General features: G+C 72.7%; 22 protein-coding genes and 1 pseudogene. 12 read left to right on the forward strand and 11 right to left on the reverse strand.

The genetic code is table 11. The annotated features are described in order from the left end of the window. Window positions 1-305: pseudogene (locus E1284_RS24025) on the forward strand (IS630 family transposase); the annotation flags it as partial. A gap of 31 nt (window positions 306-336) precedes the next feature. Here E1284_RS24025 and secD read toward each other — a convergent pair. Then, on the reverse strand, window positions 337-2,607 hold the full coding sequence (gene secD / locus E1284_RS24030; RefSeq protein ID WP_131942391.1) for a protein translocase subunit SecD: 2,271 nt from the start codon (window positions 2,605-2,607) through the stop codon (window positions 337-339). A gap of 33 nt (window positions 2,608-2,640) precedes the next feature. Continuing rightward, window positions 2,641-3,183 (reverse strand): hypothetical protein, encoded by a 543-nt coding sequence (locus E1284_RS24035; RefSeq protein ID WP_131942392.1) that lies wholly within the window; start codon window positions 3,181-3,183, stop codon window positions 2,641-2,643. A 290-nt stretch (window positions 3,184-3,473) separates the two neighbouring features. Between E1284_RS24035 and E1284_RS24040 the strand changes: the two genes are divergently transcribed. Beyond that, complete coding sequence (locus E1284_RS24040) at window positions 3,474-4,136, forward strand: hypothetical protein (RefSeq protein ID WP_131942393.1); 663 nt, start codon at window positions 3,474-3,476, stop codon at window positions 4,134-4,136. Between the two features lie 118 nt (window positions 4,137-4,254). Here E1284_RS24040 and E1284_RS24045 read toward each other — a convergent pair whose 3' ends face one another. From E1284_RS24045 to E1284_RS24055, 3 genes are all read right to left on the reverse strand, one after another. Next, complete coding sequence (locus E1284_RS24045) at window positions 4,255-5,643, reverse strand: glycine--tRNA ligase (protein WP_131942394.1); 1,389 nt, start codon at window positions 5,641-5,643, stop codon at window positions 4,255-4,257. A 172-nt stretch (window positions 5,644-5,815) separates the two neighbouring features. Then, window positions 5,816-7,102: a glycoside hydrolase domain-containing protein gene (locus E1284_RS24050; protein WP_131942395.1), complete on the reverse strand. Its 1,287-nt coding sequence runs from the start codon at window positions 7,100-7,102 to the stop codon at window positions 5,816-5,818. Between the two features lie 180 nt (window positions 7,103-7,282). Then, entirely contained in the window at window positions 7,283-7,567 is a 285-nt protein-coding gene (locus E1284_RS24055; RefSeq protein ID WP_131942396.1) for an antibiotic biosynthesis monooxygenase family protein, read from the reverse strand. A 28-nt stretch (window positions 7,568-7,595) separates the two neighbouring features. Between E1284_RS24055 and E1284_RS24060 the strand changes: the two genes are divergently transcribed. The 7 genes from E1284_RS24060 to E1284_RS24090 all read left to right on the forward strand — a co-directional run bounded on the left by E1284_RS24060 (window position 7,596) and on the right by E1284_RS24090 (window position 13,238). Further along, complete coding sequence (locus tag E1284_RS24060; RefSeq protein ID WP_131942397.1) at window positions 7,596-7,904, forward strand: DUF6703 family protein; 309 nt, start codon at window positions 7,596-7,598, stop codon at window positions 7,902-7,904. A gap of 33 nt (window positions 7,905-7,937) precedes the next feature. Further along, window positions 7,938-8,888 carry a metal ABC transporter substrate-binding protein gene (locus tag E1284_RS24065; protein ID WP_207923923.1) on the forward strand — a complete coding sequence of 317 codons (951 nt, stop codon included), beginning with the start codon at window positions 7,938-7,940 and terminating at the stop codon, window positions 8,886-8,888. After that, window positions 8,885-9,628, forward strand: a complete 744-nt coding sequence (locus E1284_RS24070) for a metal ABC transporter ATP-binding protein (protein ID WP_424923501.1) — start codon at window positions 8,885-8,887, stop codon at window positions 9,626-9,628. Before E1284_RS24065 ends, E1284_RS24070 begins: the two co-directional genes overlap by 4 nt. Further along, the gene (locus tag E1284_RS24075; RefSeq protein ID WP_131942398.1) at window positions 9,625-10,536 is read left to right on the forward strand and encodes a metal ABC transporter permease; all 912 of its coding nucleotides are present in this window, start codon (window positions 9,625-9,627) and stop codon (window positions 10,534-10,536) included. Before E1284_RS24070 ends, E1284_RS24075 begins: the two co-directional genes overlap by 4 nt. Beyond that, entirely contained in the window at window positions 10,533-10,919 is a 387-nt protein-coding gene (locus E1284_RS24080; protein ID WP_131942399.1) for a Fur family transcriptional regulator, read from the forward strand. The genes E1284_RS24075 and E1284_RS24080 overlap by 4 nt, the downstream gene beginning before the upstream one ends. Before the next feature lie 180 nt (window positions 10,920-11,099). After that, window positions 11,100-12,713 carry a M4 family metallopeptidase gene (locus E1284_RS24085; RefSeq protein WP_131942400.1) on the forward strand — a complete coding sequence of 538 codons (1,614 nt, stop codon included), beginning with the start codon at window positions 11,100-11,102 and terminating at the stop codon, window positions 12,711-12,713. A 99-nt stretch (window positions 12,714-12,812) separates the two neighbouring features. Next, the gene (locus tag E1284_RS24090; protein WP_131942401.1) at window positions 12,813-13,238 is read left to right on the forward strand and encodes an OsmC family protein; all 426 of its coding nucleotides are present in this window, start codon (window positions 12,813-12,815) and stop codon (window positions 13,236-13,238) included. A gap of 149 nt (window positions 13,239-13,387) precedes the next feature. On the opposite strand, the gene E1284_RS24095 is transcribed toward E1284_RS24090, so the two are convergent. Beyond that, window positions 13,388-14,194 (reverse strand): isoprenyl transferase, encoded by an 807-nt coding sequence (locus E1284_RS24095; protein ID WP_131942402.1) that lies wholly within the window; start codon window positions 14,192-14,194, stop codon window positions 13,388-13,390. Beyond that, window positions 14,191-14,967: a DNA repair protein RecO gene (gene recO, locus E1284_RS24100; RefSeq protein ID WP_131942403.1), complete on the reverse strand. Its 777-nt coding sequence runs from the start codon at window positions 14,965-14,967 to the stop codon at window positions 14,191-14,193. The genes E1284_RS24095 and recO overlap by 4 nt, the downstream gene beginning before the upstream one ends. Window positions 14,968-15,152: 185 nt before the next feature. Between recO and E1284_RS24105 the strand changes: the two genes are divergently transcribed. Together E1284_RS24105 and E1284_RS24110 are read left to right on the forward strand one after the other, a co-directional pair. Continuing rightward, window positions 15,153-16,193, forward strand: coding sequence for a M4 family metallopeptidase (locus E1284_RS24105; protein WP_131942404.1), 1,041 nt, complete (start codon window positions 15,153-15,155; stop codon window positions 16,191-16,193). 4 nt (window positions 16,194-16,197) lie between these two features. Continuing rightward, the gene (locus E1284_RS24110) at window positions 16,198-16,452 is read left to right on the forward strand and encodes a protealysin inhibitor emfourin (protein WP_239066762.1); all 255 of its coding nucleotides are present in this window, start codon (window positions 16,198-16,200) and stop codon (window positions 16,450-16,452) included. Window positions 16,453-16,502: 50 nt separating this feature from the next. Here the strand turns inward: E1284_RS24110 and E1284_RS24115 are convergent, their stop codons facing one another. The 4 genes from E1284_RS24115 to E1284_RS24130 form a co-directional block, all read right to left on the reverse strand. Beyond that, window positions 16,503-17,696, reverse strand: coding sequence for an erythromycin esterase family protein (locus tag E1284_RS24115; RefSeq protein WP_131942405.1), 1,194 nt, complete (start codon window positions 17,694-17,696; stop codon window positions 16,503-16,505). A gap of 168 nt (window positions 17,697-17,864) precedes the next feature. Next, complete coding sequence (gene leuA, locus E1284_RS24120) at window positions 17,865-19,577, reverse strand: 2-isopropylmalate synthase (RefSeq protein WP_131942406.1); 1,713 nt, start codon at window positions 19,575-19,577, stop codon at window positions 17,865-17,867. A gap of 243 nt (window positions 19,578-19,820) precedes the next feature. Next, complete coding sequence (gene ddaH, locus E1284_RS24125) at window positions 19,821-20,582, reverse strand: dimethylargininase (protein WP_131942407.1); 762 nt, start codon at window positions 20,580-20,582, stop codon at window positions 19,821-19,823. Between the two features lies 1 nt (window position 20,583). Beyond that, complete coding sequence (locus E1284_RS24130; RefSeq protein WP_131942408.1) at window positions 20,584-21,195, reverse strand: TerB family tellurite resistance protein; 612 nt, start codon at window positions 21,193-21,195, stop codon at window positions 20,584-20,586. A gap of 100 nt (window positions 21,196-21,295) precedes the next feature. On the opposite strand from E1284_RS24130, the gene E1284_RS24135 reads away from it, so the two are divergent. Next, window positions 21,296-22,066 (forward strand): hypothetical protein (locus E1284_RS24135; protein ID WP_207923924.1); only part of this gene is annotated, 771 nt, incomplete at its 3' end.

Below are 22,066 nucleotides of genomic sequence, written 5' to 3' on the forward strand. Positions count from 1 at the left end.
CGAACAAGACCCCGCAGATCAGAGCCTGGGCGGCCCGCAACAACGTCGAGTTGTGCCTCACCCCGACCTACGCCTCGTGGGCCAACCCGATCGAGGCGCAGTTCGGGCCGCTGCGCACCTTCGTGATCGGCAACTCCAACCATCCCAACCACACCGTGCTCGCTTGGGAGATCCAGGCCTACCTGCGCTGGCGCAACGCCAACGCCCGCCACCCCGACGTGCTGGCCGCCCAACGCCGCGAACGCGCCCGGGTCCGCAGCGAACGCCAGCAACGCTGGGGACGACCCCGCCCCAAAGCAGCATGACAAGACCCGGCGAACGTTCGTGGTCACCGCACTAGACGACGGCGCCGGAGCTGCCCGCGGTGCGGCGGACGGGCTTCTGCTGGCCCTTGCCCTGCGGCGGCGGGGCCTTCGCGAAGCGCTCCAGGACGACCGCGATCGGCGTCGCGGTGAAGACGCTGGAGTACGTCCCGACGACGATGCCGATCAGCAGGGCGATCGCGAAGTCGGTCAGCGAGTCGCCGCCGAGGATCGCGAGGGCCGCCAGGATGAACAGCGCGCCCATGCCGGTGTTGATCGTCCGCGGGACGGTCTGCAGCGTGCCCCGGTTGGCGATGTCGGCGAACCGCCCCTTCGGGTTCGCGCCCCACAGTTCCCGGACCCGGTCGAACACGACGACGGAGTCGTTGACCGAGTACCCGATGACCGTGAGCAGCGCCGCGAGGAACACCCCGTCGATCGGTTTGCCGAGCCAGGCGAACACGCCGGTGACGATCGTGATGTCGTGGAACATCGCGAGCACGGAGCCGGCCGCGAACGTCCAGCGGAACCGGATCGTCAGGTAGGCCAGCTGCGCGAGCAGGGCGATGCCGAGGGCGATCAGCGCCTTCTTGCGCAGCTCGTCGCCGAGGCTCGGCCCGATCAGCTCGTCGCGCTGCTTGGTCGCGCCGCCGCCCTCCTTCGCGAGGGCCTCCTGGATCCGCTTCTCCTCCTCGTTGCTGAGGTCGGACGTGCGGACGGAGATGTCGTCCTGGCCGGACGTCTGGACGACCGCGCGCGGGAACCCGGCTTCGGCGACGGCCGCGCGGGCCTTGTTGATGTCGACGTGCTGGCTGGTGGAGTACTCGACGAGGCGCCCGCCGGTGAACTCGACGCCGAAGTTCAGCCCGCGGGTGAAGATCCCGGTCATGGCGAGGGCGACCGCGATCAGGGAGATCCCGATCCACATCCGGCTGCGCTTCATGATGTCCGGGCCGCTGTTCTCCAGCCAGTTGCGGATCCGCCCGGGGCCGGCCAGCCCGCCGGCCCGGCCCTTGGTGATCTTGGGCATCCGGGCCGCGGCGGCGTCGGTGAGCACGCGGCTGAGCAGCATCGCCGAGACGAGGGAGGCGAGCACACCGATGGTCAGCGTGACGCCGAAGCCCTTGACCGGCCCGGACGCCAGCCAGAACAGCAGTCCGCCGGCCAGCAGGGTGGTGACGGCGGAGTCGGCGATCGCCGACCATGCCTTGTTGAACCCGATCGTGAGCGCGTTGCGGGAGCTGCGGCCCGGTGCCGCCGCCCGTTCCTCTCTGGCCCGTTCGAAGGCCAGCACGTTGGCGTCGATCGCCATGCCGATGGCCAGGACGAACCCGGCGAGGCCGGGCAAGGTGAGCGTCGCCCCGATCGCGACGAGGGCGGCGTAGGAGATCAGCGCGTAGCCGGCCAGCGCGACCGTGGCGAGGAAGCCGACGATGCGGTAGACGGCCACGATGAACAGGCCGGTGAGGATGATGCCGATGACGGCGGCGCGGGCGCTGGCGTCGATGGCCTCGTCGCCGAGGGTCGGGCCGACCACCCGCTGCTCGATGATCTTCACGGGGACGGGCAGCGAGCCGCCCTGGATGAGGGCCGCGAGGTCCTTGGCCTCGTCGGCGGTGAAGTCGCCGGTGATCTGGGTGGAGCCGCCGGTGATGCCGACGCCGCAGGGCACGCTCTGCGTCACCTGCGGCGAGGAGATGACCTTGCCGTCCAGGATGATCGCGATGCGGCGCTCGTCGCCGACGGCGCAGGCGGCCTTGGCGGTGAGCTGCTCCCAGGTCTTGCCGCCGCTGCCCTTGAAGTCGACGTTCACGGCCCAGCCGCCGAGGTTCTGGGCGTCGTAGGAGGCGCTGGCCTCGCCGATGCCCTCACCGGTCAGCGCGGCGGGGCCGATGAGGATCGGCTGCCCGGTCTCGTCCGGGATCAGCTGCTGGCCCTTCTCGGCCTTGCCGGTGTTGGGCAGCACGGGGTGCGCGGTGAGCTGCGCGGTCTTGCCGACCGCCTCGGTGGCGCGGGTCGGGTCCTGGACGTCGGGCAGCTCGACGATCAGCCGCTTGTCGCCGGACCGGGTGATGGACGACTCGGCGACGCCGAGCGCGTCGATGCGCCGGTGCAGGACCTCGCGGGCCCGGTCGGTGGACTCGCGGTTCGCCTTGACGGTCGGCGAGTCCTGGGTCTCGAGGACGATCTGGGTGCCGCCCCGGAGGTCGAGGCCGAGGCGGGCTGGTTTTGCCCAGGCGAAGTAGAACGATGTGGCGAGCACGGCGAACGCCAGTACCGCCCGCACCACGTTGGCGCGAGACAAGAGGGAACCTCCACGGGGATCCGGCGCCGCGCCTCAGCGCGCGGCACCGCGGACAAGGGTGACTCGGGTCCGTGCGGTGGAGGGTGGTGCGCGCCCGCGGGGGGCCGCGGGCGGCGCGAGGTCGGGTGAGGGCGGGGCGGCGGCGGGCCGGCGGAGGCGCCCGGCCGGCGGCGGGGCGTCCGTGCCGGACGCCGGCAGCACGGCGTGCACCGGGTGCATGGTCGGCGCGGCGGTCCCGGCGGCGTGCCGGGCGACGGCGTCGATGACCGCCGGGGTGCGCGGGGCCGCCTGGGCGCGCGGGACGCCCCGGGCGTGCGGGGACGTCCCGGTGCGGGGGGCCGAGCGGGTCTTGGCCGCCGAACGGATGCGGGTGGGCGCCTTCGCCGCGGGCACCGTCCGGACGCCGGAGATCGCCCCGGTGGCGGACGTCCCGGCGTGGGCTCCGGCACCGACCGGGCCGACGACGAAGCCGAGCAGGCCCAGCATGACCAGGAGCAACCGGGCGGCGGGCGGGCCCGCGAGGGTCCGGAGCGCGGCGGGCAGTGCGGGCAGGGCGGCAGGCCGCGAGTCGCGCATGCCACCCCTCCTCGATCGCCGTCCGCCGGTCCGTTCAGGCCAACCTAGCCCAGGTTCTCCGGGCCGGAGACGCCCTTCGCCACCGGCCTGGCAAAACACGGGAGCAATTCCCCGTCAAGGTGACCTGGAGTCACAATGCCGTTACCCGTGCCGCGTATACCGTCCCACCAGCAGACACCAGTTGGTGTCCCAATCCGGCCAGGCCACGATCGGCCTCTGTCCATTGCCGGACAGGTCAACGCGAATTACTTTCGCGTATGCCCACCCCGAACCGGACAGAGGAGTTTCCGGTGGCACGAATCAGACAGACCGCGATCGTCGGGACCGCCGCACTGGCCGTCCTCGCCGCGGGGGTCGCCCCCGCGTACGCCGCGGGCACGACCATCCGCAAGGGCACGGCCACGGCCGCCGCCTACTCCGGCAACGTCCAGGCGTCGCTGCTCGGCACCGCGACGGTCTCCACGTCGATCGGCAGCGGCTCCTGCAGCCAGTCGACGATGACCGGCTCGATCAACTCCGACGGCTCCGGCCTCAGCATCGCGAGCGCCGACTTCAGCAGCTGCACCGGCACCGCCAGCGTCGCCATCACCCCGCAGGCCCTCCCGTGGAGCGGCGGCAGCGTCGCCTACGACTCCGGGCACACCGGCAACCGCGACGCGGCCGTCACGATCGCCAACTTCAAGGTCAAGGCCGTGGTGGACCTGTTCGGCGGGATCACCTGCGTGTTCGGCGGCTCCCTCACCGCCAACGGCTACAACCCCGACAACGCCAACCGTCCCGTCACGAGCAACAACCAGGCGCAGGTCGGCGTGAACGGCGCCAAGGTGAGCAAGCAGTCGGGCAGCAGCTTCCTCTGCCCGTCCACCGCCACCGTCACCGCCACGTACCAGCTGCGCGGCGAGACCACCGCCGGCTCCGGCACCTACGACCAGACCCTGTACGTCACGAGCTGAGCACGTGAGGGTCTGATCGGACTTCGCTCCCCGCGGACACGCTCCCACGACGTGCTCCCATGAGAAGCGGGCCGCCCCCACCACGCGGGGGGCGGCCCGTAGCGGTCTCCGGACCGGGTCAGCAGCCGACGAGCTGCGCGGCGAGGAACGACTCGACCTGGCCGATCGCGATGCGCTCCTGGCTCATCGAGTCGCGCTCCCGGACGGTCACCGCGTCGTCCTCCAGGGTGTCGAAGTCGACCGTGACGCAGAACGGGGTGCCGATCTCGTCCTGGCGGCGGTAGCGGCGGCCGATGGCGCCGGCGTCGTCGAAGTCGACGTTCCAGTTCCGGCGCAGCCGCGCGGCGAGATCGCGGGCCTTCGGGGACAGGTCGGCGTTGCGCGACAGCGGCAGCACCGCGACCTTGACCGGGGCGAGCCGCCGGTCGAGCCGCATGACGGTGCGCTTCTCCAGCTTGCCCTTGGCGTTGGGGGCCTCGTCCTCGGCGTAGGCGTCCATCATGAACGTGAGCGTGCAGCGGTCGACGCCGGCCGCGGGCTCGATCACGTACGGGGTGAACCGCTCGCCGGACTCCTGGTCGAAGAACGACAGGTCGGCGCCGGAGGCCTTGGAGTGCGTCGTCAGGTCGTAGTCGGTGCGGTTGGCGATGCCCTCCAGCTCGCCCCACTCGCTGCCGACGAAGTCGAACTTGTACTCCACGTCGACGGTGCGCTTGGAGTAGTGCGACAGCTTCTCCTGCGGGTGCTCGTAGAGCCGCAGGTTCTCCTTGCGGATGCCGAGGTCGACGTACCACTGCATGCGCTCGTCGATCCAGTACTGGTGCCATTCCTCGTCACTGCCGGGCTTGACGAAGAACTCCATCTCCATCTGCTCGAACTCGCGGGTCCGGAAGATGAAGTTGCCGGGCGTGATCTCGTTGCGGAACGACTTGCCGATCTGCCCGATGCCGAAAGGCACCTTGCGGCGCGCGGACTGCTGGACGTTCAGGTAGTTGATGAAGATGCCCTGCGCGGTCTCGGGCCGCAGGTAGGCGAGGCCGGACTCGTCCTCGACGGGGCCGAGGTAGGTCTTGAGCAGGCCGTTGAACATCTTCGGCTCGGTGAAGGAGCCCTTGACGCCGCAGTTCGGGCAGCCGACGTCGGCGAGGCCGTTCGCCGGCGGGCGGCCGTGCTTCTCCTCGTAGGCCTCCTCCAGGTGGTCGGCCCGGAAGCGCTTGTGGCAGGACTGGCACTCGGTGAGCGGGTCGACGAACGCCTGGACGTGGCCGCTGGCCTCCCACACCTCGCGCGCGAGGATGACGCACGAGTCGAGGCCGACGATGTCGTCGCGGCCCTGCACCATGGACTTCCACCACTGGCGCTTGACGTTGTTCTTCAGCTCGACGCCGAGCGGCCCGTAGTCCCAGGACGCGCGGAGCCCGCCGTAGATCTCGCTCGACGGGTAGACCAGGCCCCGCCGCTTGGCGAGGTTGACGATCGTGTCCAGCACATCGGAACGGCGTGCCATCTAATCTTCTCCATCCGGCTGGCGGTCGGCGGGACAGTGAGTGCGCCCCCGGTCCCGCGCGGAACGCGGCGGGCGGCGGCGAGTGTGATCCCCGGTGATGAGCCCCGGCGCGGTCGTCGCCGGCGCCGGAGAGCATTCCCCAGCTTAGGGCACCCGGCGCGTGGAACAGGCGCTAGTAGACGCGCCCGTCCACGATGTTGCTGTCGATGTTGAGCGTGACGCCGCCGTGCCTCTCCTTGTGGCCGCCGCGGTACTGCTTGATGCGGCGGTGCGGGGACCACCAGCCGTCCGGCAGGTGCGGGTCGTGGTAGACCGAGGCCCTGCCGTTCCAGTTGGCGAACCAGACGCCGGCGGGCCTGCTGATCCCGGTGGCCCGGCCGACGTCGCGGATGCCGGACTTGGCGCTGCTGTACAGGCACGGGACATAGCCCTCGTCCGTCAGCCGCTCCACCCACCTGTCGACGAACCGCAGGACGGCGGCCTTGCACGCCTTCTTCCTGCTGTTGTACGCCTCCATGTCGAAGTAGATCGGCGCCCCTTCCGGGATGCCGAGCGCCCTGGCCCTGCGCGCCGCGTCCACGGCGGCCTTCGCGCCCTGCTTGGCGGCGTTCTTGCGGGTGAAGCGCTGGGGGCGGGACCCGCACGGCGCCTGCAGGCCGACGTAGGTGGGGGTGATGCGGTACCCCATCTCCCGGACCTGCTCCACCCACGACGCCGTGAGGTTCGGCTGCGCGCAGCCGCGCGCCGCGCCGCCGATGTAGATGTTGGTGACCTTGAAGGACGGCCGCCACGCCTCCATGGTGGCGAGCGACGGGGCCGTGCAGGTGTCGAAGCCCCTGCCGCGCACCCAGGGGCGGTCCAGGGCGTCGTCCGGGCCCGATCCCTTGCCGGGACTCCGCCGCCGGACGTCGGGGCTGGACGGCCGGGCGGGTTCGCGGGGAGCCGCCGTCCACGTCCCCGACAGCCGGGAGCCGCGCAGCACCCGCTGGAGCCGTCCCGGGTCCGTCCCGTACACGCCGGTGATCGTGACCCCGGCCTCGGGGAGGGTGAGCCGGGTCTCGTGCTCGGCGTTCGGCGCGATCTTCAGGGTGGCGAGCCTCGCGGCGTGCACGACGGTCCGCGAGCCGCGGCCGTTCTCGGCGGGCTCGATGTGCAGGGCCTCGGTGCGGCCGACGACGCGGGCGGGGCAGTCCGGCTGCGGCCCGGGCCGCCCGAGGTAGACGGCGTGCCGGTCGTAGCGGACGCACCGGGCGGGGTCGGCGTCCAGCCGGTGGACCCGCCAGCCCGCCGGGACGGGGACGCGCAGCCCCCGGTACTCGACGACCCGCGGGCCGCTCTCCGCCGCGAGCGCGGCGGCGGGACGCGGCGCGGGCCGCGCCGGGCCGGACCCGAGGACGGCGAGGACGGAAGCGGCGGCCGCCGCCCCGGAAAGCACGCTGAACAGGACGGCCTGGCGCATCAACTCTCCCCCGAGGACCACGGCGTGATCGTGCAGGGGCAGAGATGACCATGGAGGGCGCACCGAAACCGGGCCCGGGCGCTTCTTGCCCCCCGCTTACCCTCTTCGTTGACTTGCGGCGTGTTGTTGTTATGGAGCGCCTCATAACAACAACACGCCGCAGGTCAACGGGGGCAGGGGTCAGGCGGAGGCGACGATCTCGTAGGCGCCCGGTTCGTCTATCGCCCAGACCGCCTGGGGCATCAACTGCAGGCGCAGGTCGTGGGCGCCCAGTGCCCGGCGGTAGTGGCCGGCGCCGTCCCATTCGGTGACGAGGGCCCACAGGTCGGGGTCGTCGACGGTCCGGGCGAGGCGGCCGGAGCGGAAGCCGGGGCTCGCCGCCAGCGCCGCCAGCACCGCGGTCATCGCCTCGGCGAACCCGCCGGCGTCCTCGCCCGGCACCCGGTACCGGGTTATCGCGATCATCCCCCCATCCTGGCAGTACGTTGGGGGTGTGGAGACGAGAGGTGAGCGCGGCGGCGGCCTGCGCGCGGCCGTCGAGCGGCGGAGCGCGGCCCCGGTGGTGTTCCTGCACCGGCTGCCGCGGTGGGTGCTGCTGGTCGCGGTGTTCGTGCTGCTCGTGATCGGCATGGCCGGGACGGGCTGGGTCGCCGCGGCGGGGCTGCTGGTGCTCGCCGCCGCGCTGGGCTGGTTCGCCTACCTGAACTGGCCCGCGCTGGACGGCTCGGGAAGGATCCTGCGCATCGCCGCGTTGGCGGTCCTGGTGGGTTTCGCCCTGGGGCGCGGTATTGGCCGGTTTTGACAACCATTTTCATCTTCGTCCATAATCGGCGGTGTGCTCCGCCTCCGCGACTCCCTGCGCGCCCTCCCCGCGGCCGCCCTGGCCCTGGCCGGGCTCGCCGCGGGTCTGACGGCCTGCGCCGACGCGGACGCCGGCGTCCCGCCCGGCAAGGCGGCCGTGGTCGCGTCGTTCTACCCGATGGCGTGGCTGGTGGGGGAGGTCGGCGGGGACGACGTCTTCGTGCGGACCCTCACCCGGCCCGGGACCGAGCCGCACGACCTGGAGCTGACCGCCCGGCAGGTCGCGAACATCGAGGACGCCGACTTCGCCGTCTACGTCAGGGGCGTCCAGCCCGCCGTGGACGACGCCGTCGGCAAGCACGCCGAGGGCAGGTCGCTGGACGCGGCCTCCGTCGTCAGGACGCTGCCCCCGCCGGGCGAGACCGACGACGAGGAGGCGCACGACGGCGTCCGCCATCGGGAGGCGTCCTACGACCCGCACATCTGGCTCGACCCGAGCCGCATGGCGGCCGTCGCGACCGCGCTCGGCGACCGGCTGGCCGCAGCCGACCCCGGCCACGCGTCCGGCTACCGGCGGCGCGCCCGGGCCGCGGCCGATGAGCTGACCCGGCTCGACCGCGCGTTCCAGGACGGCCTGAGGACCTGCGCGCGGCGGGACATCGTGACCGCGCACGCCGCGTTCGGCTACCTCGCCGACCGCTACGGGCTGCGGCAGATCCCGGTCTCCGGGGTGGACCCGTCCGGCGGGCCGTCCCCGAAGCGGCTCGCCGAGCTGACCCGGCTGGTGTCGGCCACCGGCGCCACGACGGTCTTCACCGAGACGCTGGTCAGCCCGAAGACCGCCGAGGCGCTGGCCCGCGAGGCGGGCGCGCGGACGGCCGTGCTCGACCCGGTCGAGGGGATCGAGGACGGCTCCCCCGACGACTACGTGACGATCATGCAACGGAACCTGCGGACCCTGCGTCCCGCACTGGAGTGCCCATGACCCGCCCGGACGAGCACGGCGCGAGCGCGCCGCCCTTCGCGCCGCCCTTCGCGATGACCGGCGGGACCGTCCGCCGGGACGGCCGCGAGATCCTCGCCGGCGTCGGCCTGCGGGTGGAGGCGGGCGACGTGCTGGCGGTCCTCGGGCCGAACGGCGCGGGCAAGTCCACTTTGGTCAAGGCACTGCTCGGGCTGGTCCCGCTCGCCGCGGGGCGGACCGAGATCTACGGCGAGCCGCCGGCCCGCTTCCGCGGCTGGCACCGGATCGGGTACGTCCCGCAGCGGCTGCCGATGGGCGGCGGCGTGCCGGCCACCGTCCGGGAGGTGGTGGCGTCCGGGCGGGTGGCCCGGCGGTCCCGCTGGCGGCCCGCCGCGTTCGGCGACCGGGCGGCCGACCGCGCCGCCGTCGACCGCGCCCTGCGGACGGTCGGGCTCGCCGACCGCGCCCGCGACTCGGCGCACCTGCTGTCCGGCGGCCAGCAGCAGCGGGTGCTGATCGCCCGCGCGCTCGCCGGCGAGCCCGACGTGTTCGTGATGGACGAGCCGACCGCCGGCGTGGACGCCCGCAACCAGGCGGCGCTCGCCTCGACCCTGCACGAGCTGGCCGGGGCCGGGCGCACCGTGGTGCTCGTCGCGCACGAACTGGGCCCGCTGGATCCGCTCATCACGCGCACGGTCGAGCTGGGCCACGGCCGCATCGTCCACGAGACGGTCCGGGAGACCGCGGGGAGGACCGCGTGAGCGAGATGCTGCAGTACGACTTCATGCGCGTCGCCCTGGTGATGGCGGTGCTGATCGGGCTGACCGCCCCGGCCGTGGGCACGTTCATCGTGCAGCGCAGGCTGTCGCTGCTCGGCGACGGCATCGGCCACATCGCGCTGACCGGCATCGGGCTGGGGCTGCTCACCAGCACCTCCCCCGTGCTCGGCGCGCTGGTGGTGTCGGTGCTCGGCGCGGTGGCGATCGAGGTGCTGCGGGCGCGCAGCCGCAGCGGCGGGGACGTCGCGCTCGCGCTGCTGTTCTACGGCGGGCTCGCGGGCGGCGTGATCCTCACCAACGCCGCCGGCGGCGGGTCGGCGACGCTCCAGTCCTACCTGTTCGGCTCGATCAGCAGCGTGGCGGTGACCGACCTGTACGTGGTCGCGGGGCTCGCCGCCGCCGTCCTGGCGATCATCGGGCTGTTCGGCCGCGAGCTGTTCCTGCTGTGCCAGGACGAGGAGGTCGCGCGGGCGGCCGGGCTGCCCGTCCGGTTCCTCAGCGTGCTGATCGCCGCGACCGCCGCGGTCACCGTGGTGATCTCGATGCGCGCGATCGGGCTGCTGCTGGTCAGCGCGCTGATGATCGTCCCGGTGGCGGCGGCGCAGCAGTTCACCCGGGGCTTCTGGGGGACGATGGCGGCCGCGATGGGGATCGGGGTGCTGTCGGCCGTTTCGGGCCTCGCCGGGTCCTTCGAGTACGATCTGCCCCCGGGCCCCTCGATCGTGCTGCTGGCGCTCGCGGCGTTCGCGGCGGCGGTCGCCGGGGGCTCGGTGGTGCGCCGCAGGCGCGCCCGCGCCGGCACGGCGGGAGACGCGGCAGGAGACGCCGTCCCCGCCGGGCCCGCAGTGGAGGCGCGCGTGGATGCCGAGGCGGAGGTGCTTGGGGGATGACGACGGCCCGCCGGGACGCGGTACGGCAGGTGCTGGCCGGCTGCGAGGGGTTCCGCAGCGCGCAGGACATCTACGCCGACCTGCGCGCGGACGGTTCCAAGATCGGCCTCACCACCGTCTACCGGGCGCTGCAGGCGCTCAGCGACGCGGGCGAGGTCGACGTGCTGCGCACCGACGAGGGCGAGGCCGTCTACCGCGCCTGCCGGACCGAGGAGCACCACCACCACCTGGTCTGCCGCGACTGCGGCCGGACGGTGGAGGTCGAGGGCCCCGCCGTGGAGCGCTGGGCGGACGCGATCGCCGCCGAGCACGGCTTCACCGGCATAACGCACACGGTCGAGGTCTTCGGGACGTGCCCGGACTGCACCGCCCGGGCCCGCTGACCGGCGGGTAACAATCCGAACGAATCCGGCAAGGCGCGCACTTCACACGCACAGTCCGTAATTCTTGGCGGATTGTGACATCTACTTGTGAGTAGCTCTATGTCATAAATGTCCCCATCGCCACGGCAGGCCCGGCGTCGGGCCCCCGGGGGTGCGTGGCGCCCGCACGAGAGGGCGTTCATGACAAGACGGGCGTTCACCAGCCGAAGGACCGTGCTCCTGGCCTCGGCGACCCTGCTCGCGACCACCGGCACCGCACTGCCGGCGTCCGCGCGGCAGGCGCCGTCCCCGCCGACCCCGCAGAAGGCCGCCGAGCGCGCGCTCCACGCGCTAGACCAACGCGGCCCCGAGGTCCGCGCCGGGGACGGGCAGGCGTTCAAGGTCGTCAGGGTCTCCCTGGACCGGGACGGGACCGCGCACACCCGGATGACCCGCACCTACGACGGCCTGCCGGTGCTGGGCGGCGACGTCGTCGTCCACCAGTCGGCGTCGGGCACGTGGCGCGGCAGCAGCGGGACGCTCGCCAAGGCTCCCGCCGACTCCACCCCGGAGGTCTCCGCCAAGACCGCCAGGAAGCGCGCCGTCACCAAGCACCGCAAGGCGGAGGGCTCCCCCGCGCTCGTCGTCGAGGCGCGCACCGCCGACCACCAGCCGCGCCTCGCCTGGCGCGTCCAGACGGTCGGCACGCAGGCCGACGGGACGCCGAGCCGCGTATTCACGTCCGTGGACGCCGCGACCGGCAAGGTGCTGCTGCGCGAGGAGACCATCCGCACCGAGGCGGGCGACGGCAAGTCCCTCTACACCGGGACGGTCCCGCTGAACACCACCAAGTCCGGCAGCACCTACCAGCTGAAGGACCCGTCGCGCGGCAACACCTACACCGGCGACGCCCAGAACGACACCGACCTCTGCTTCCTGATCTGGTGCTTCCACCGGGCTCCCGCCACGCTGTTCACCGACGCCGACAACCACTGGGGCAGCGGCACGACGTCCGACCGCGCCACCGTCGCCGTCGACGCCCAGTTCGGCACCGACATGACCTGGGACTTCTACAAGAACGTCTTCGGCCGCACCGGCATCGCCGGGGACGGCAAGGGGTCCTACAACCGCGTCCACTACGGCAACGGCTACGCCAACGCGTTCTGGGACGACTCGTGCTTCTGCATGACCTACGGCGACGGTGACGGCTCCCAGCTCGGCCCGCTCACGTCCCTGGACGTGGCCGCGCACGAGATGAGCCACGGCGTCACCAGCTCGACCGCGAACCTCACCTACTCCGGGGAGTCCGGCGGGCTGAACGAGGCGACGTCCGACATCATGGCCGCCGCCGTCGAGTTCTACGCCAACAACCCCGCCGACGTCGGCGACTACCTCGTCGGCGAGGAGGTCGCCCTGCCGGGCCTCGGCCAGCCGGCGCTGCGGTTCATGGACAGGCCGAGCCGGGACGGCAGCTCCGCCGACTCCTGGTCGTCCAGCACCAAGAACCTCGACGTGCACTACTCCTCGGGCGTCGCCAACCACTTCTACTACCTGCTGTCCGAGGGCAGCGGCGCGAAGACGATCAACGGGGTCTCCTACAACAGCCCCACGTCCAACGGCTCCACGATCACCGGCATCGGCCGGGACGCCGCCACGAAGATCTGGTACCGGGCGCTGACCACGTACATGACGTCCTCGACCGACTACAAGGGCGCGCGCACCGCGACCCTGAGCGCAGCCGGCGACCTCTACGGCGCGGGCAGCACCCAGTACAACACCGTGGCCGCCGCCTGGTCCGCGGTGAACGTGAACTGAAGACCCCTGTTCCGGGGAAGGAGCCCCGCGCCCGGCCGGGCGCGGGGCTTTCCCGGGTTGATGATCCGCACGGCGCCGCCATGGGGAAGAATCGGGGGCATGGCTACTACACGCACCGCAAACGCGCACTGGGAAGGCTCGCTCATCGAGGGCCAGGGGACCGTCTCGCTGGACTCCTCGAAGCTCGGCACGTACGACGTGACCTGGGCATCGCGGTCCGAGGAGCCCGGCGGTCGGACGAGCCCCGAGGAGCTCATCGCCGCCGCCCACTCCACCTGCTACTCGATGGCGCTCTCGCACGCCCTCGCCGGGGCCGGCTCCCCGCCGGAGAAGGTGGACACCAAGGCCGAGGTCACGTTCCAGCCGGGCGAGGGCATCACCGGCGTCCACCTGACGGTCCGGGCGAGCGTCCCCGGCCTGTCCGCGGCCGACTTCGAGAAGTTCGCCCAGGACGCCAAGGCCGGCTGCCCGGTGAGCAGGGCCCTCGCCGGCACCACCATCACCCTGGACGCCGCCCTCGCCTGACCACCCGCCGCAACCGTCTCCCCGGCCACGCGGCGACCTCCGCAGTCGCGATCGCGCCCGAAGGCGGTTTCGAGCCTGCGAGAAACTGATCGCGCAGCGAGCCGCCAGGCGGGCCGGAGCGATGCAGCGATCGCACCAGTTAGTGCAGGTCAGCCGCCCCCAGGCGCCTGACCTGCACTAACTGCATTAGGCACAGCGCCGCCGTAGCGGCGGTCGCGGGAGGCGTACAGCTCGCACGCGTGCCACAGGTGGCGGCGGTCGAAGTCGGGCCAGAGGGTGTCGAGGAAGACCATCTCCGCGTACGCCGACTGCCACAGCAGGAAGTTGGACGTGCGCTGCTCCCCCGACGAGCGCAGGAACAGGTCGACGTCCGGGATGCCGGGCTCGTCCAGGTAGCGGGCGAAGACCTTCTCGTTGATCTTGTCCGGGTTCAACTTGCCGTCCCGGACGTCGCGGGCGATCGCCGCCGCGGCGTCCGCGATCTCGGCGCGGCCGCCGTAGTTGACGCAGAACTGCAGGGTGAGGACGTCGTTGTCGCGGGTCATCTCCTCGGCCGTCTCCAGCTCGCTGATGACGCTGCGCCACAGCCGCGGCCGCCGGCCCGCCCAGCGGACCCGGACGCCCATCGAGTGGAGCTGGTCGCGGCGGCGGCGGATCACGTCCCGGTTGAAGCCCATGAGGAAGCGGACCTCGTCGGGCGAGCGCTTCCAGTTCTCGGTGGAGAACGCGTACGCCGACAGATAGGGGACGCCCAGCTCGATCGCTCCCATGATCACGTCGAAGAGCGAGTCCTCGCCGCGCTTGTGCCCCTCGGTGCGCGGCAGCCCGCGCTCCTTCGCCCAGCGGCCGTTGCCGTCCATGACGATGGCGACGTGCCGCGGCACGAGGTCCGCGGGGATCGCGGGCGGGGTGGCGCCGTCGCGGTGCGGCTCCGGCGGCGATACGGCCCTTCTCAAACTCGCTCCCTGTCGGTGTCGTCGGTACTCGTTCCGGGACGGGTGTCCCGCTCCACATGGCGGAGGGAGCGGATCCCGTGCTCCAGGTGCCACTGGAGGTAGGCGGCGACCAGCCCGCTCGTCTCGGCCCGGTGGCGCTGCTCGCTGCCGTCGGCGTACTCCCAGTCGCCGCGCAGCAGCGCCAGCATCAGCGCGAACGTCGGCGGCGCCGGGGTCGCGGCGCCCGGCTGCCGGCAGTTCGCGCAGACCGCGCCGCCCGCCGCGATGGCGAACCCGCGCAGCCCGCCGCGGGTGCCGCAGCGGCAGCACTCGTCCAGCGCGGGCGCCCAGCCGGCGACCGACAGCGAGCGCAGCAGGAACGCGTCCAGGACGAGCCGCGGGTCGTGGCCGCGCTCGGCCAGCGTGCGCAGCCCGCCGACCAGCAGCAGGAACTGCCGCAGCGCGGGCTCGCCCTCCTCGCTCGTCAGCTTCTCCGCCGTCTCCAGCATCGCCGTCCCGGCCGTGTAGCGGGGGTAGTCGGCGACGAGGGCCTCCCCGTAGGGGCGGATGGTCTCGGCCTGCGTGACGAGGTCGAGGGACCGCCGCTCGTACAGCTGGAGGTCCACGTGCGTGAACGGCTCCAGCCGCGCACCGAACCGGGACCTGGTCTTGCGGACCCCCTTCGCCGCGGCGCGGATCCGGCCGGTCCGCCGGGTCAGCACCGTCACGATGCGATCGGCCTCGCCCAGCTTCTGGGTGCGCAGGACGATGCCTTCGTCGCGGTAGAGGGTCACCCGTTCATTCTCGCGCACGCGGCCCGGTGCCTCGGCGCGGTGACCGGACATCTCCGCAGTATCTCCATATAGCGGTCCGGTGGTGCCACTGCGCTGTACCGTCATCACGTACGGTGACCGGATTCGGCCGTGCCGTCCTGACGAAAGTTGTGGCCCGGACCACAGCGAGCTGGCAGCGTTGGGGCATGAGATGCCACATCGTGCCACCGCACATGCTGGAGCGGATCGCCCGCGGCGCCGACGACCCGGCCCTGCGCGCACGCGCCCGCCGTACCCTGGCGCTCACCTCGGCGCAGTTCGCCGACCGGAGGACGACCGCGGCCGGGGCCCCCGCCCCGTCGGAGGACTTCGTCCCCGCCCGGACGATCGGCGACGCGGGGGGCCGCGAGGAGCTGCCCGGCCGCACGGTCCGCGCCGAGGGCGCCCCCGCCTGCGGCGACGCGGCCGCCGACCAGGCCTACGACTGGCTCGGCGCGACGTTCGACTTCTTCGAGGCCGCGTACCGGCGCAACTCGATCGACGGCGCCGGGCTGCCGATGGTGTCGACCGTCCACTACGGCGACCGGTACGACAACGCCTTCTGGAACGGCGAGCAGATGGTGTACGGCGACGGCGACGGCGTCATCTTCACCTCGTTCACCGGCTGCCTCGACGTCACCGGGCACGAGCTGACCCACGGCGTCACCCAGCACACCGCGAACCTGGAGTACTACGGCCAGGCGGGCGCGCTCAACGAGTCCATGTCGGACGTGTTCGGCTCGCTCGTCAAGCAGTGGCATCTCGGGCAGACCGCCGACCGGGCCGACTGGCTCATCGGGCAGGGCCTGCTCGCCCCCGGCGTCGGCGGCGTCGCGCTCCGCTCGATGAAGGAGCCGGGCACCGCCTACGACGACCCCCGGCTCGGCAAGGACCCGCAGCCCGCCCACATGGACCACTACGTCGAGACCTACCGCGACAACGGCGGCGTCCACATCAACTCGGGCATCCCCAACCACGCCTTCTACCTCGCGGCGACCGCCATCGGCGGCAGCGCCTGGGAGAAGGCGGGCCGCGTCTGGTACGACACGCTCACCGGCGGCTCCCTGGCCGCCGACGTCGGTTTCGCGGAGTTCGCCGCCGCGACCGTCCAGGCCGCGACCCGGCTGTACGGCGCCGGCTCCGTCGAGGAGAAGGCGGTGAGCCGCGGCTGGACGGGGGTAGGGATCCCCACGGAGGCGAACGGATAGCAAAGTGAGAGTGACAGTCGTCCGCAGCGGTGGGTTCGCGGGGATCGAGCGGCGCGCTCAGTCCGACAGTGCCAGCGACCCCATGCTGACGAGGCTCGTCCACCGGGTGGATCTGAAAACGGTGCCGCCGCCGGGCCGAATCCCCGACCAGTTCCTGTACGAGATCGACATCGACGGCGACCGGACCACGGTCGGCGAGGCCCAGCTCCACGGCCCCCTGCGGGAGTTGGTCCACCACGTCCTCGGCCGCGCCCGCTGAGCCCGCCGCGCCGCCCCCGGCCCGGTCGGCCGCGCCGGGGGCGGCGGAGGCTAGGGCCGGGGTGCGTCCTTGATGAAGACGATCCCGTCGATCTCGGCCAGGTGCGCGGGGTCCAGCGGGGCGTAGCCGAACCAGGGCGAGACGCGGGGTTCGGGCCACGCGCCGCCGAGGGCGATGGCCAGCCGCGGGGCGTCGACGACGCAGCGCTCCTCCGGCAGCGCGTACAGGAGCCCTTCGAGGGTGTCCGGCGGCGGCGCGTCCACGCCCTGATGGCGGATCGTGCCGATCGCCGTGGCCAGGAAGGCGTAGTCCCGGCCGAGGCGGGCGCCGGCGAGCGCGCCGGCGCTCCACCATTCCAGCCGCCGCCCGCCCATCCGCATCGAACTCTTGCCGCGCTGGAGATGGGCGTTGTGCGCGTGCACGAGGGTCGGGCCCTTCGCGGCCGCCGCCAGGAGGTTCTCGGCCATCATCGCGTCCCGGATGCCCACCAGCCGGGTCAGGCGGCCCGGCGACGTGTCGGCCATCCAGGAGTGGTAGCGCAGCAGGCCGGTGGCGGTGCGCGCGCAGAGGCGGGCCCGGTCGTCGTCCGCCGCGGCCGCCGGGTCCGGCGGCTGCGCGTCGAGCAGCGCCGCGAGGTCGTCCGCCAGCAGCCGCAGTTCCCTGGCGTCGGGTGACCGCCCCACCGACTGGGACGGGTCCATCACCGCCGCCGGATTCGTCCAGCGGGCGTCGTCACCGATCAGGCGGTCGAGCGTTTCGGCGGTGCAGGGCAGCAGGTCCGCGCCCACCCGGGACGCGAGGTGGCCGTGGAGCGCGGTGAGCACCTGGCGGGGGCTCGCGGCGTGGGTCATCTCCAGAGGCCCGTCGAACCCGGCGAAGCGGACGTGTTCGGACGCGGGCCGGTCCTCGTTGTACGCGCGCATCCAGCGGACGAGGTCGCGGTTGGCCGCGGAGGCGCCCCATCCGTGGCTGAACCCGCGCTCCATGGCCTCATCGAGGGTGCCGGTGCCCGAGGTGATGTAGTCGTCCACGACCAGGCCCATCACGCAGTCGCTCTCGATCACGATCGACCGGTAGCCCTCCTGCTCGACGAGCTGCCGGAAGAGGTCGTTGCGGACCCCCAGCAGGATGTCCTCGCCATGCGTGGGCTCGCCCAGCGCGAGCATCCGGGGCCGGGAGGGGAGCAGGCTCATGACGGCGGCGGCCTCGACGGCGTGCACGGTGTCCTTGATGCCAGTAACCATGGCTTGAACAGTATCTTTGAACAAACGGGTGAAGCTTTTCGCAGATAAGCGCTGGACGCAGAGCGGAAAGCTTCAAACCCGTGGATAGACCGTGCCCGTCGACCCGCACGGAGGCGGGGACCGCGGGCGCCTCCCAGCACCCGCGGTCCCCGGTTTCGCGCGAGCGGCTTACGCTCCTTGCGTTCGGGACACCCGGTTCACGGCGGACAGGATGGCCTTGAGCGATGCGGTCACGATGTTGCCGTCGATGCCGACGCCCCATACGGTCGCGCCGTTCACGTCGCACTCGACGTAGGCGGCGGCGCGGGCGTCGCCGCCGGCGCTCATCGCGTGCTCGGCGTAGTCCAGCACGCGGACGTTGACGCCGACCGTGGCGAGCGCGTCCTCGAACGCCGAGACCGGACCGTTGCCGACGCCCTCGATCTCGCGGATCTCGCCGTCGACGCGGACGTCGCAGCTGATCGCGTCCTTCTCGTCCACCCGGGACGTGGTGCGGTGCGCCAGCAGCCCGGCGCGCGGGCCGTTGGCGAGGAACTCGGCCTCGAAGATCTCCCACATGCGCTCGGGCGTGACCTCGCCGCCGGCGCTGTCGGTGTGCTCCTGCACCACCCGGGAGAACTCGATCTGGAGGCGGCGCGGCAGCTCCAGCGAGTGCTCGGTCTTCATGATGTAGGCGACGCCGCCCTTGCCGGACTGGCTGTTGACCCGGATCACGGCCTCGTACGTCCGGCCGACGTCGTGCGGGTCGATCGGCAGGTACGGGACCTCCCAGGTGTACTCCTCCACCGGGACCCCGGCGGCTTCGGCGTCGCGCCGCAGGTGGTCGAAGCCCTTGTTGATGGCGTCCTGGTGCGAGCCGGAGAACGCGGTGTAGACCAGGTCGCCGCCGTAGGGGTGCCGCTCGTGGACGGGCAGCTGGTTGCAGTACTCGACGGTCCGCCGGATCTCGTCGATGTCGGAGAAGTCGATCTGCGGGTCGACGCCCTGGGTGAACAGGTTCAGGCCCAGCGTGACCAGGCAGACGTTGCCGGTGCGCTCGCCGTTGCCGAACAGGCAGCCCTCGATGCGGTCGGCGCCCGCCATGTAGCCCAGTTCGGCGGCGGCGACGGCGGTGCCGCGGTCGTTGTGCGGGTGCAGCGACAGGACGACGGAGTCGCGGTAGGCGAGGTTCCGGTTCATCCACTCGATCTGGTCGGCGTACACGTTCGGCGTCGCCATCTCGACCGTCGCCGGCAGGTTGACGATGACCTTCCTGTCCGGGGTCGGCTTCCACACGTCGTTGACGGCGTTGCAGACCTCGACGGCGTACTCCAGCTCGGTGCCGGTGAACGACTCCGGCGAGTACTGGAAGTAGATCTCGGTGTCGCCCATGTCCTCGGCGAGCTTGGCGCACAGCTTGGCGCCCTCGACGGCGATCGCGGTGATGCCGTCCCTGTCCTGGCCGAACACGACGCGGCGCTGCAGCGTGCTGGTCGAGTTGTACAGGTGGACGATCGCCTGCTTGGCGCCGCGCACCGACTCGAAGGTCCGCTCGATGAGCTCCGGCCGGGCCTGGGTCAGCACCTGGATGACGACGTCGTCGGGGATCCGGCCTTCGTCGATGATCTGCCGGACGAAGTCGTAGTCGGTCTGGCTCGCCGCCGGGAACCCGACCTCGATCTCCTTGTAGCCCATCCGTACCAGCAGCTCGAACATCTTCAGCTTGCGGTGGGCGTCCATCGGGTCGATCAGGGCCTGGTTGCCGTCCCGCAGGTCGACCGCGCACCAGCGCGGCGCCTCGGCGATGACCCGGTCGGGCCAGGTGCGGTCGGTCAGTTTGACCGGCGCGAACGGCCGGTAGCGCTGGAAGGGCATGCCCGATGACTGCTGTTGCGGATACATCCGTTGAGATCTCTCTGCTCGAACCTCGCGGCCGACGTCCACGTCAAAGTCCCGCAGCGAGGGAGCCGACCTGTCTTACAGGCCCCCGCTGCGGCCGCTAAGGAGGAGCAGCTCACGCAACACGTCCGCCAACGTAACAGATGGCATCCGGGTTACGGAAACCGGCGTCCGGATGATGAGACGACAGGCGCCTCCTCCGTCTCACCGAACGCTCCGCGGAGCCGCCGGCATTCCCCGCCGGGCTCAGGGGACGAGCACGGAGAGGCAGGTCACGCAGCCGTCGAGCGCCTCGAACTCGCTGATGTCGACGCTCGTGACGCGCAGGCCGTCCGCCGCCAGCTGGGCCGCCGTGCGCGGCGCCGAGGCCGCCATCAGCACGTGGCCGGGACCGAGCGCGACCACGTGCGCGCCGGACGGCTCGGGCGCGACGCGCAGGCTCGGCAGCGCGGAGGTGTCCACCATGTCGGGCATGCCGATGAGGTCGCCGTCCGGCAGCGCGGTCAGCGCCGACTTCAGGTGCAGGCAGCCGCGGGTGTCGACCGGGACGACCTTCCGCCCGCCCAGCAGGTGCGCGAGCTGGCAGATGCCCTCCTCGTTCGTGCGGGCGCCGCGCCCCACGTAGACGGTGTCGCCGACGCTCAGCACGTCGCCGCCGTCCAGGGTGCCCGGGTCCTCGATCCGCTCGATCCGCAGGCCGAGGCCGCGCGCCGCCCGCTCCGCGCCCGGCAGCTCCCCGCGCCGGCCCTCCGCTCCCGACCGGCACACGATCGCGAGCTCGCCGGCGACGACCAGCGCGTCCTCGACGAACGCGGCGTCGGGGCAGTCGTCGGCCGGCGGCACCGCCCGGATCCGCCAGCCCGCCGCGCGCAGCGCCCCGACGTAGGCCGCGTGCTGGCGCGCCGCGAGCGCGGCGTCCACGCGGCGGCGCGCGGCGTGCGTGACGATGCCCTCGGCGATCCGCGGGCCGGGCGCGCGGACGAGTGCCGTTCCGGCTGCGGCGGCCATGTCAGCGCGACGCCCCCTCGGTGGTCACGATCACACCCAGCGCGTAGGCGGGGGACATGCCGAGCAGGTCGGCGACGAGGTGCAGGGCCTGCCGCTCGCCGTCGCCGAGGGGCCCGTCGGCCAGCCCGATCCGGACGGCCTGCGCGAGGAACCACTCCTTGGCCTCCACGGCGAGCTGCGCGCCCGCCTCCACGACCTCCTGCTCCAGGAAGATGCGGCGCAGCGCGAGGTCGGCGTCCACGGCGGCGGCGTCGTAGCCGGGCTCGCCGTACCCGGTGACCGTCGCGATCGCGCGGGCGCGGGCCGCCGCGTCGGACGGGTCGCCGGCGCGCAGCACCAGCGCGGCCGCCGCCCGCATGCCCGCCGCGAGGGTCTCGGCCATCTGCTGCGCGGTCGGCGTCCGCAGCACCGAGGCGGGGAAGCGGCCCCGGCAGGTCCGGCACTCCACGGCGTGGCCGAGCCGCCACAGCGGCACCATCGGGACGAAGAACACCGAGAACCAGCGGCGCCCGGCGCGCCTGCGGTAGGCGCGGTCGCCGCCGCACTGCGGGCAGTGGAACGTCCCCTCGCTGACCGTACGGAACACCGCCGTGAGGCCGAAAACGAGCAACACCGGGGTTCTCCTCCCATAACGGACTTCGTCCAAAGTACCCATCCGAGGGCGCCGACGTGGCCGTCCCGGTCAACGGCGTTCCTGCCTTTACGCTGGGTTCATGACCGGTGACCTGGGTTCCGACGCGGGCCGCGCGCGCTCGCGCCCGTCCTTCCTGCCGCCCGTGAACGGCTATCCGCCGCCGGCCGGCGGACCGGCCGCGGCCGGTCCGCAGCCGCCCGCGGCCGCCCCGGCCCGGCGCGGGACCCCCTGGATCCTCGCCCTGCTCGCCGCCGCCTCCGTGCTGCTCGTGTCGGCGTTCCTGCCGTGGGCGCACGCCGAGGTCGTCGCCGAGCTGTTCGGCCGGACGCTGAGCCGCGACCTCGGCAGCGTCGCCGGCATCGACGCCGACGACATGGTCCTCGCCGTCCCGGTGCTCGCCGTCATCGCGATCGCGCTGGCCTGCTGGGACCTCATCGGCCGGGACGCGCGGATCGGCGGGCTCGCCGCCGTGCCCGGCACGCTCGCCCTGCTGGTCTGCGGCATCTTCATCCTGCGGCTCGGCGACGTCCGCGACGACCTGCCCGACACCGGGCTGGACCTCGGCTACCAGATCACCGTCCGCTACGGCTGGTACCTCGCGGTCGTCGCGTCCCTGTTCGTGATCGGCTTCAGCCTCGCCCGGCCCATCGGCGCGCGCGCGGCGCGGTCCGAGACCGCGGGCCAGTACGAGTACCGGTACGCGCAGGAGCAGTACCCGCAGGAGCAGTACCCGCCGCAGTTCGCCCACCCCGACCAGGCGGGAGAGGGCGCCGCGTGGCCCGATGAGGACCAGGCCTGGGGCCGCCGCCGGGAGCCGGCCCCGGCGGCGGCCCCAGGCCTGGGCCTCATC

Source organism: Actinomadura bangladeshensis (assembly GCF_004348335.1).
GTDB classification, from domain to species: domain Bacteria; phylum Actinomycetota; class Actinomycetes; order Streptosporangiales; family Streptosporangiaceae; genus Spirillospora; species Spirillospora bangladeshensis.

Excerpts from the sequence above, each read along its gene's own strand:
- E1284_RS24045 (WP_131942394.1), bottom strand. The coding sequence starts at position 5,643 with ATGGCACGCCGTTCCGATGTGCTGGACACGATCGTCAACCTCGCCAAG.
- E1284_RS24050 (WP_131942395.1), bottom strand. The coding sequence starts at position 7,102 with ATGCGCCAGGCCGTCCTGTTCAGCGTGCTTTCCGGGGCGGCGGCCGCC.
- E1284_RS24080 (WP_131942399.1), top strand. The coding sequence starts at position 10,533 with ATGACGACGGCCCGCCGGGACGCGGTACGGCAGGTGCTGGCCGGCTGC.
- E1284_RS24115 (WP_131942405.1), bottom strand. The coding sequence starts at position 17,696 with ATGGTTACTGGCATCAAGGACACCGTGCACGCCGTCGAGGCCGCCGCC.
- E1284_RS24035 (WP_131942392.1), bottom strand. The coding sequence starts at position 3,183 with ATGCGCGACTCGCGGCCTGCCGCCCTGCCCGCACTGCCCGCCGCGCTC.
- leuA (WP_131942406.1), bottom strand. The coding sequence starts at position 19,577 with ATGTATCCGCAACAGCAGTCATCGGGCATGCCCTTCCAGCGCTACCGG.
- E1284_RS24085 (WP_131942400.1), top strand. The coding sequence starts at position 11,100 with ATGACAAGACGGGCGTTCACCAGCCGAAGGACCGTGCTCCTGGCCTCG.
- E1284_RS24090 (WP_131942401.1), top strand. The coding sequence starts at position 12,813 with ATGGCTACTACACGCACCGCAAACGCGCACTGGGAAGGCTCGCTCATC.
- E1284_RS24070 (WP_424923501.1), top strand. The coding sequence starts at position 8,885 with ATGACCCGCCCGGACGAGCACGGCGCGAGCGCGCCGCCCTTCGCGCCG.
- ddaH (WP_131942407.1), bottom strand. The coding sequence starts at position 20,582 with ATGGCCGCCGCAGCCGGAACGGCACTCGTCCGCGCGCCCGGCCCGCGG.
- E1284_RS24105 (WP_131942404.1), top strand. The coding sequence starts at position 15,153 with ATGAGATGCCACATCGTGCCACCGCACATGCTGGAGCGGATCGCCCGC.
- E1284_RS24055 (WP_131942396.1), bottom strand. The coding sequence starts at position 7,567 with ATGATCGCGATAACCCGGTACCGGGTGCCGGGCGAGGACGCCGGCGGG.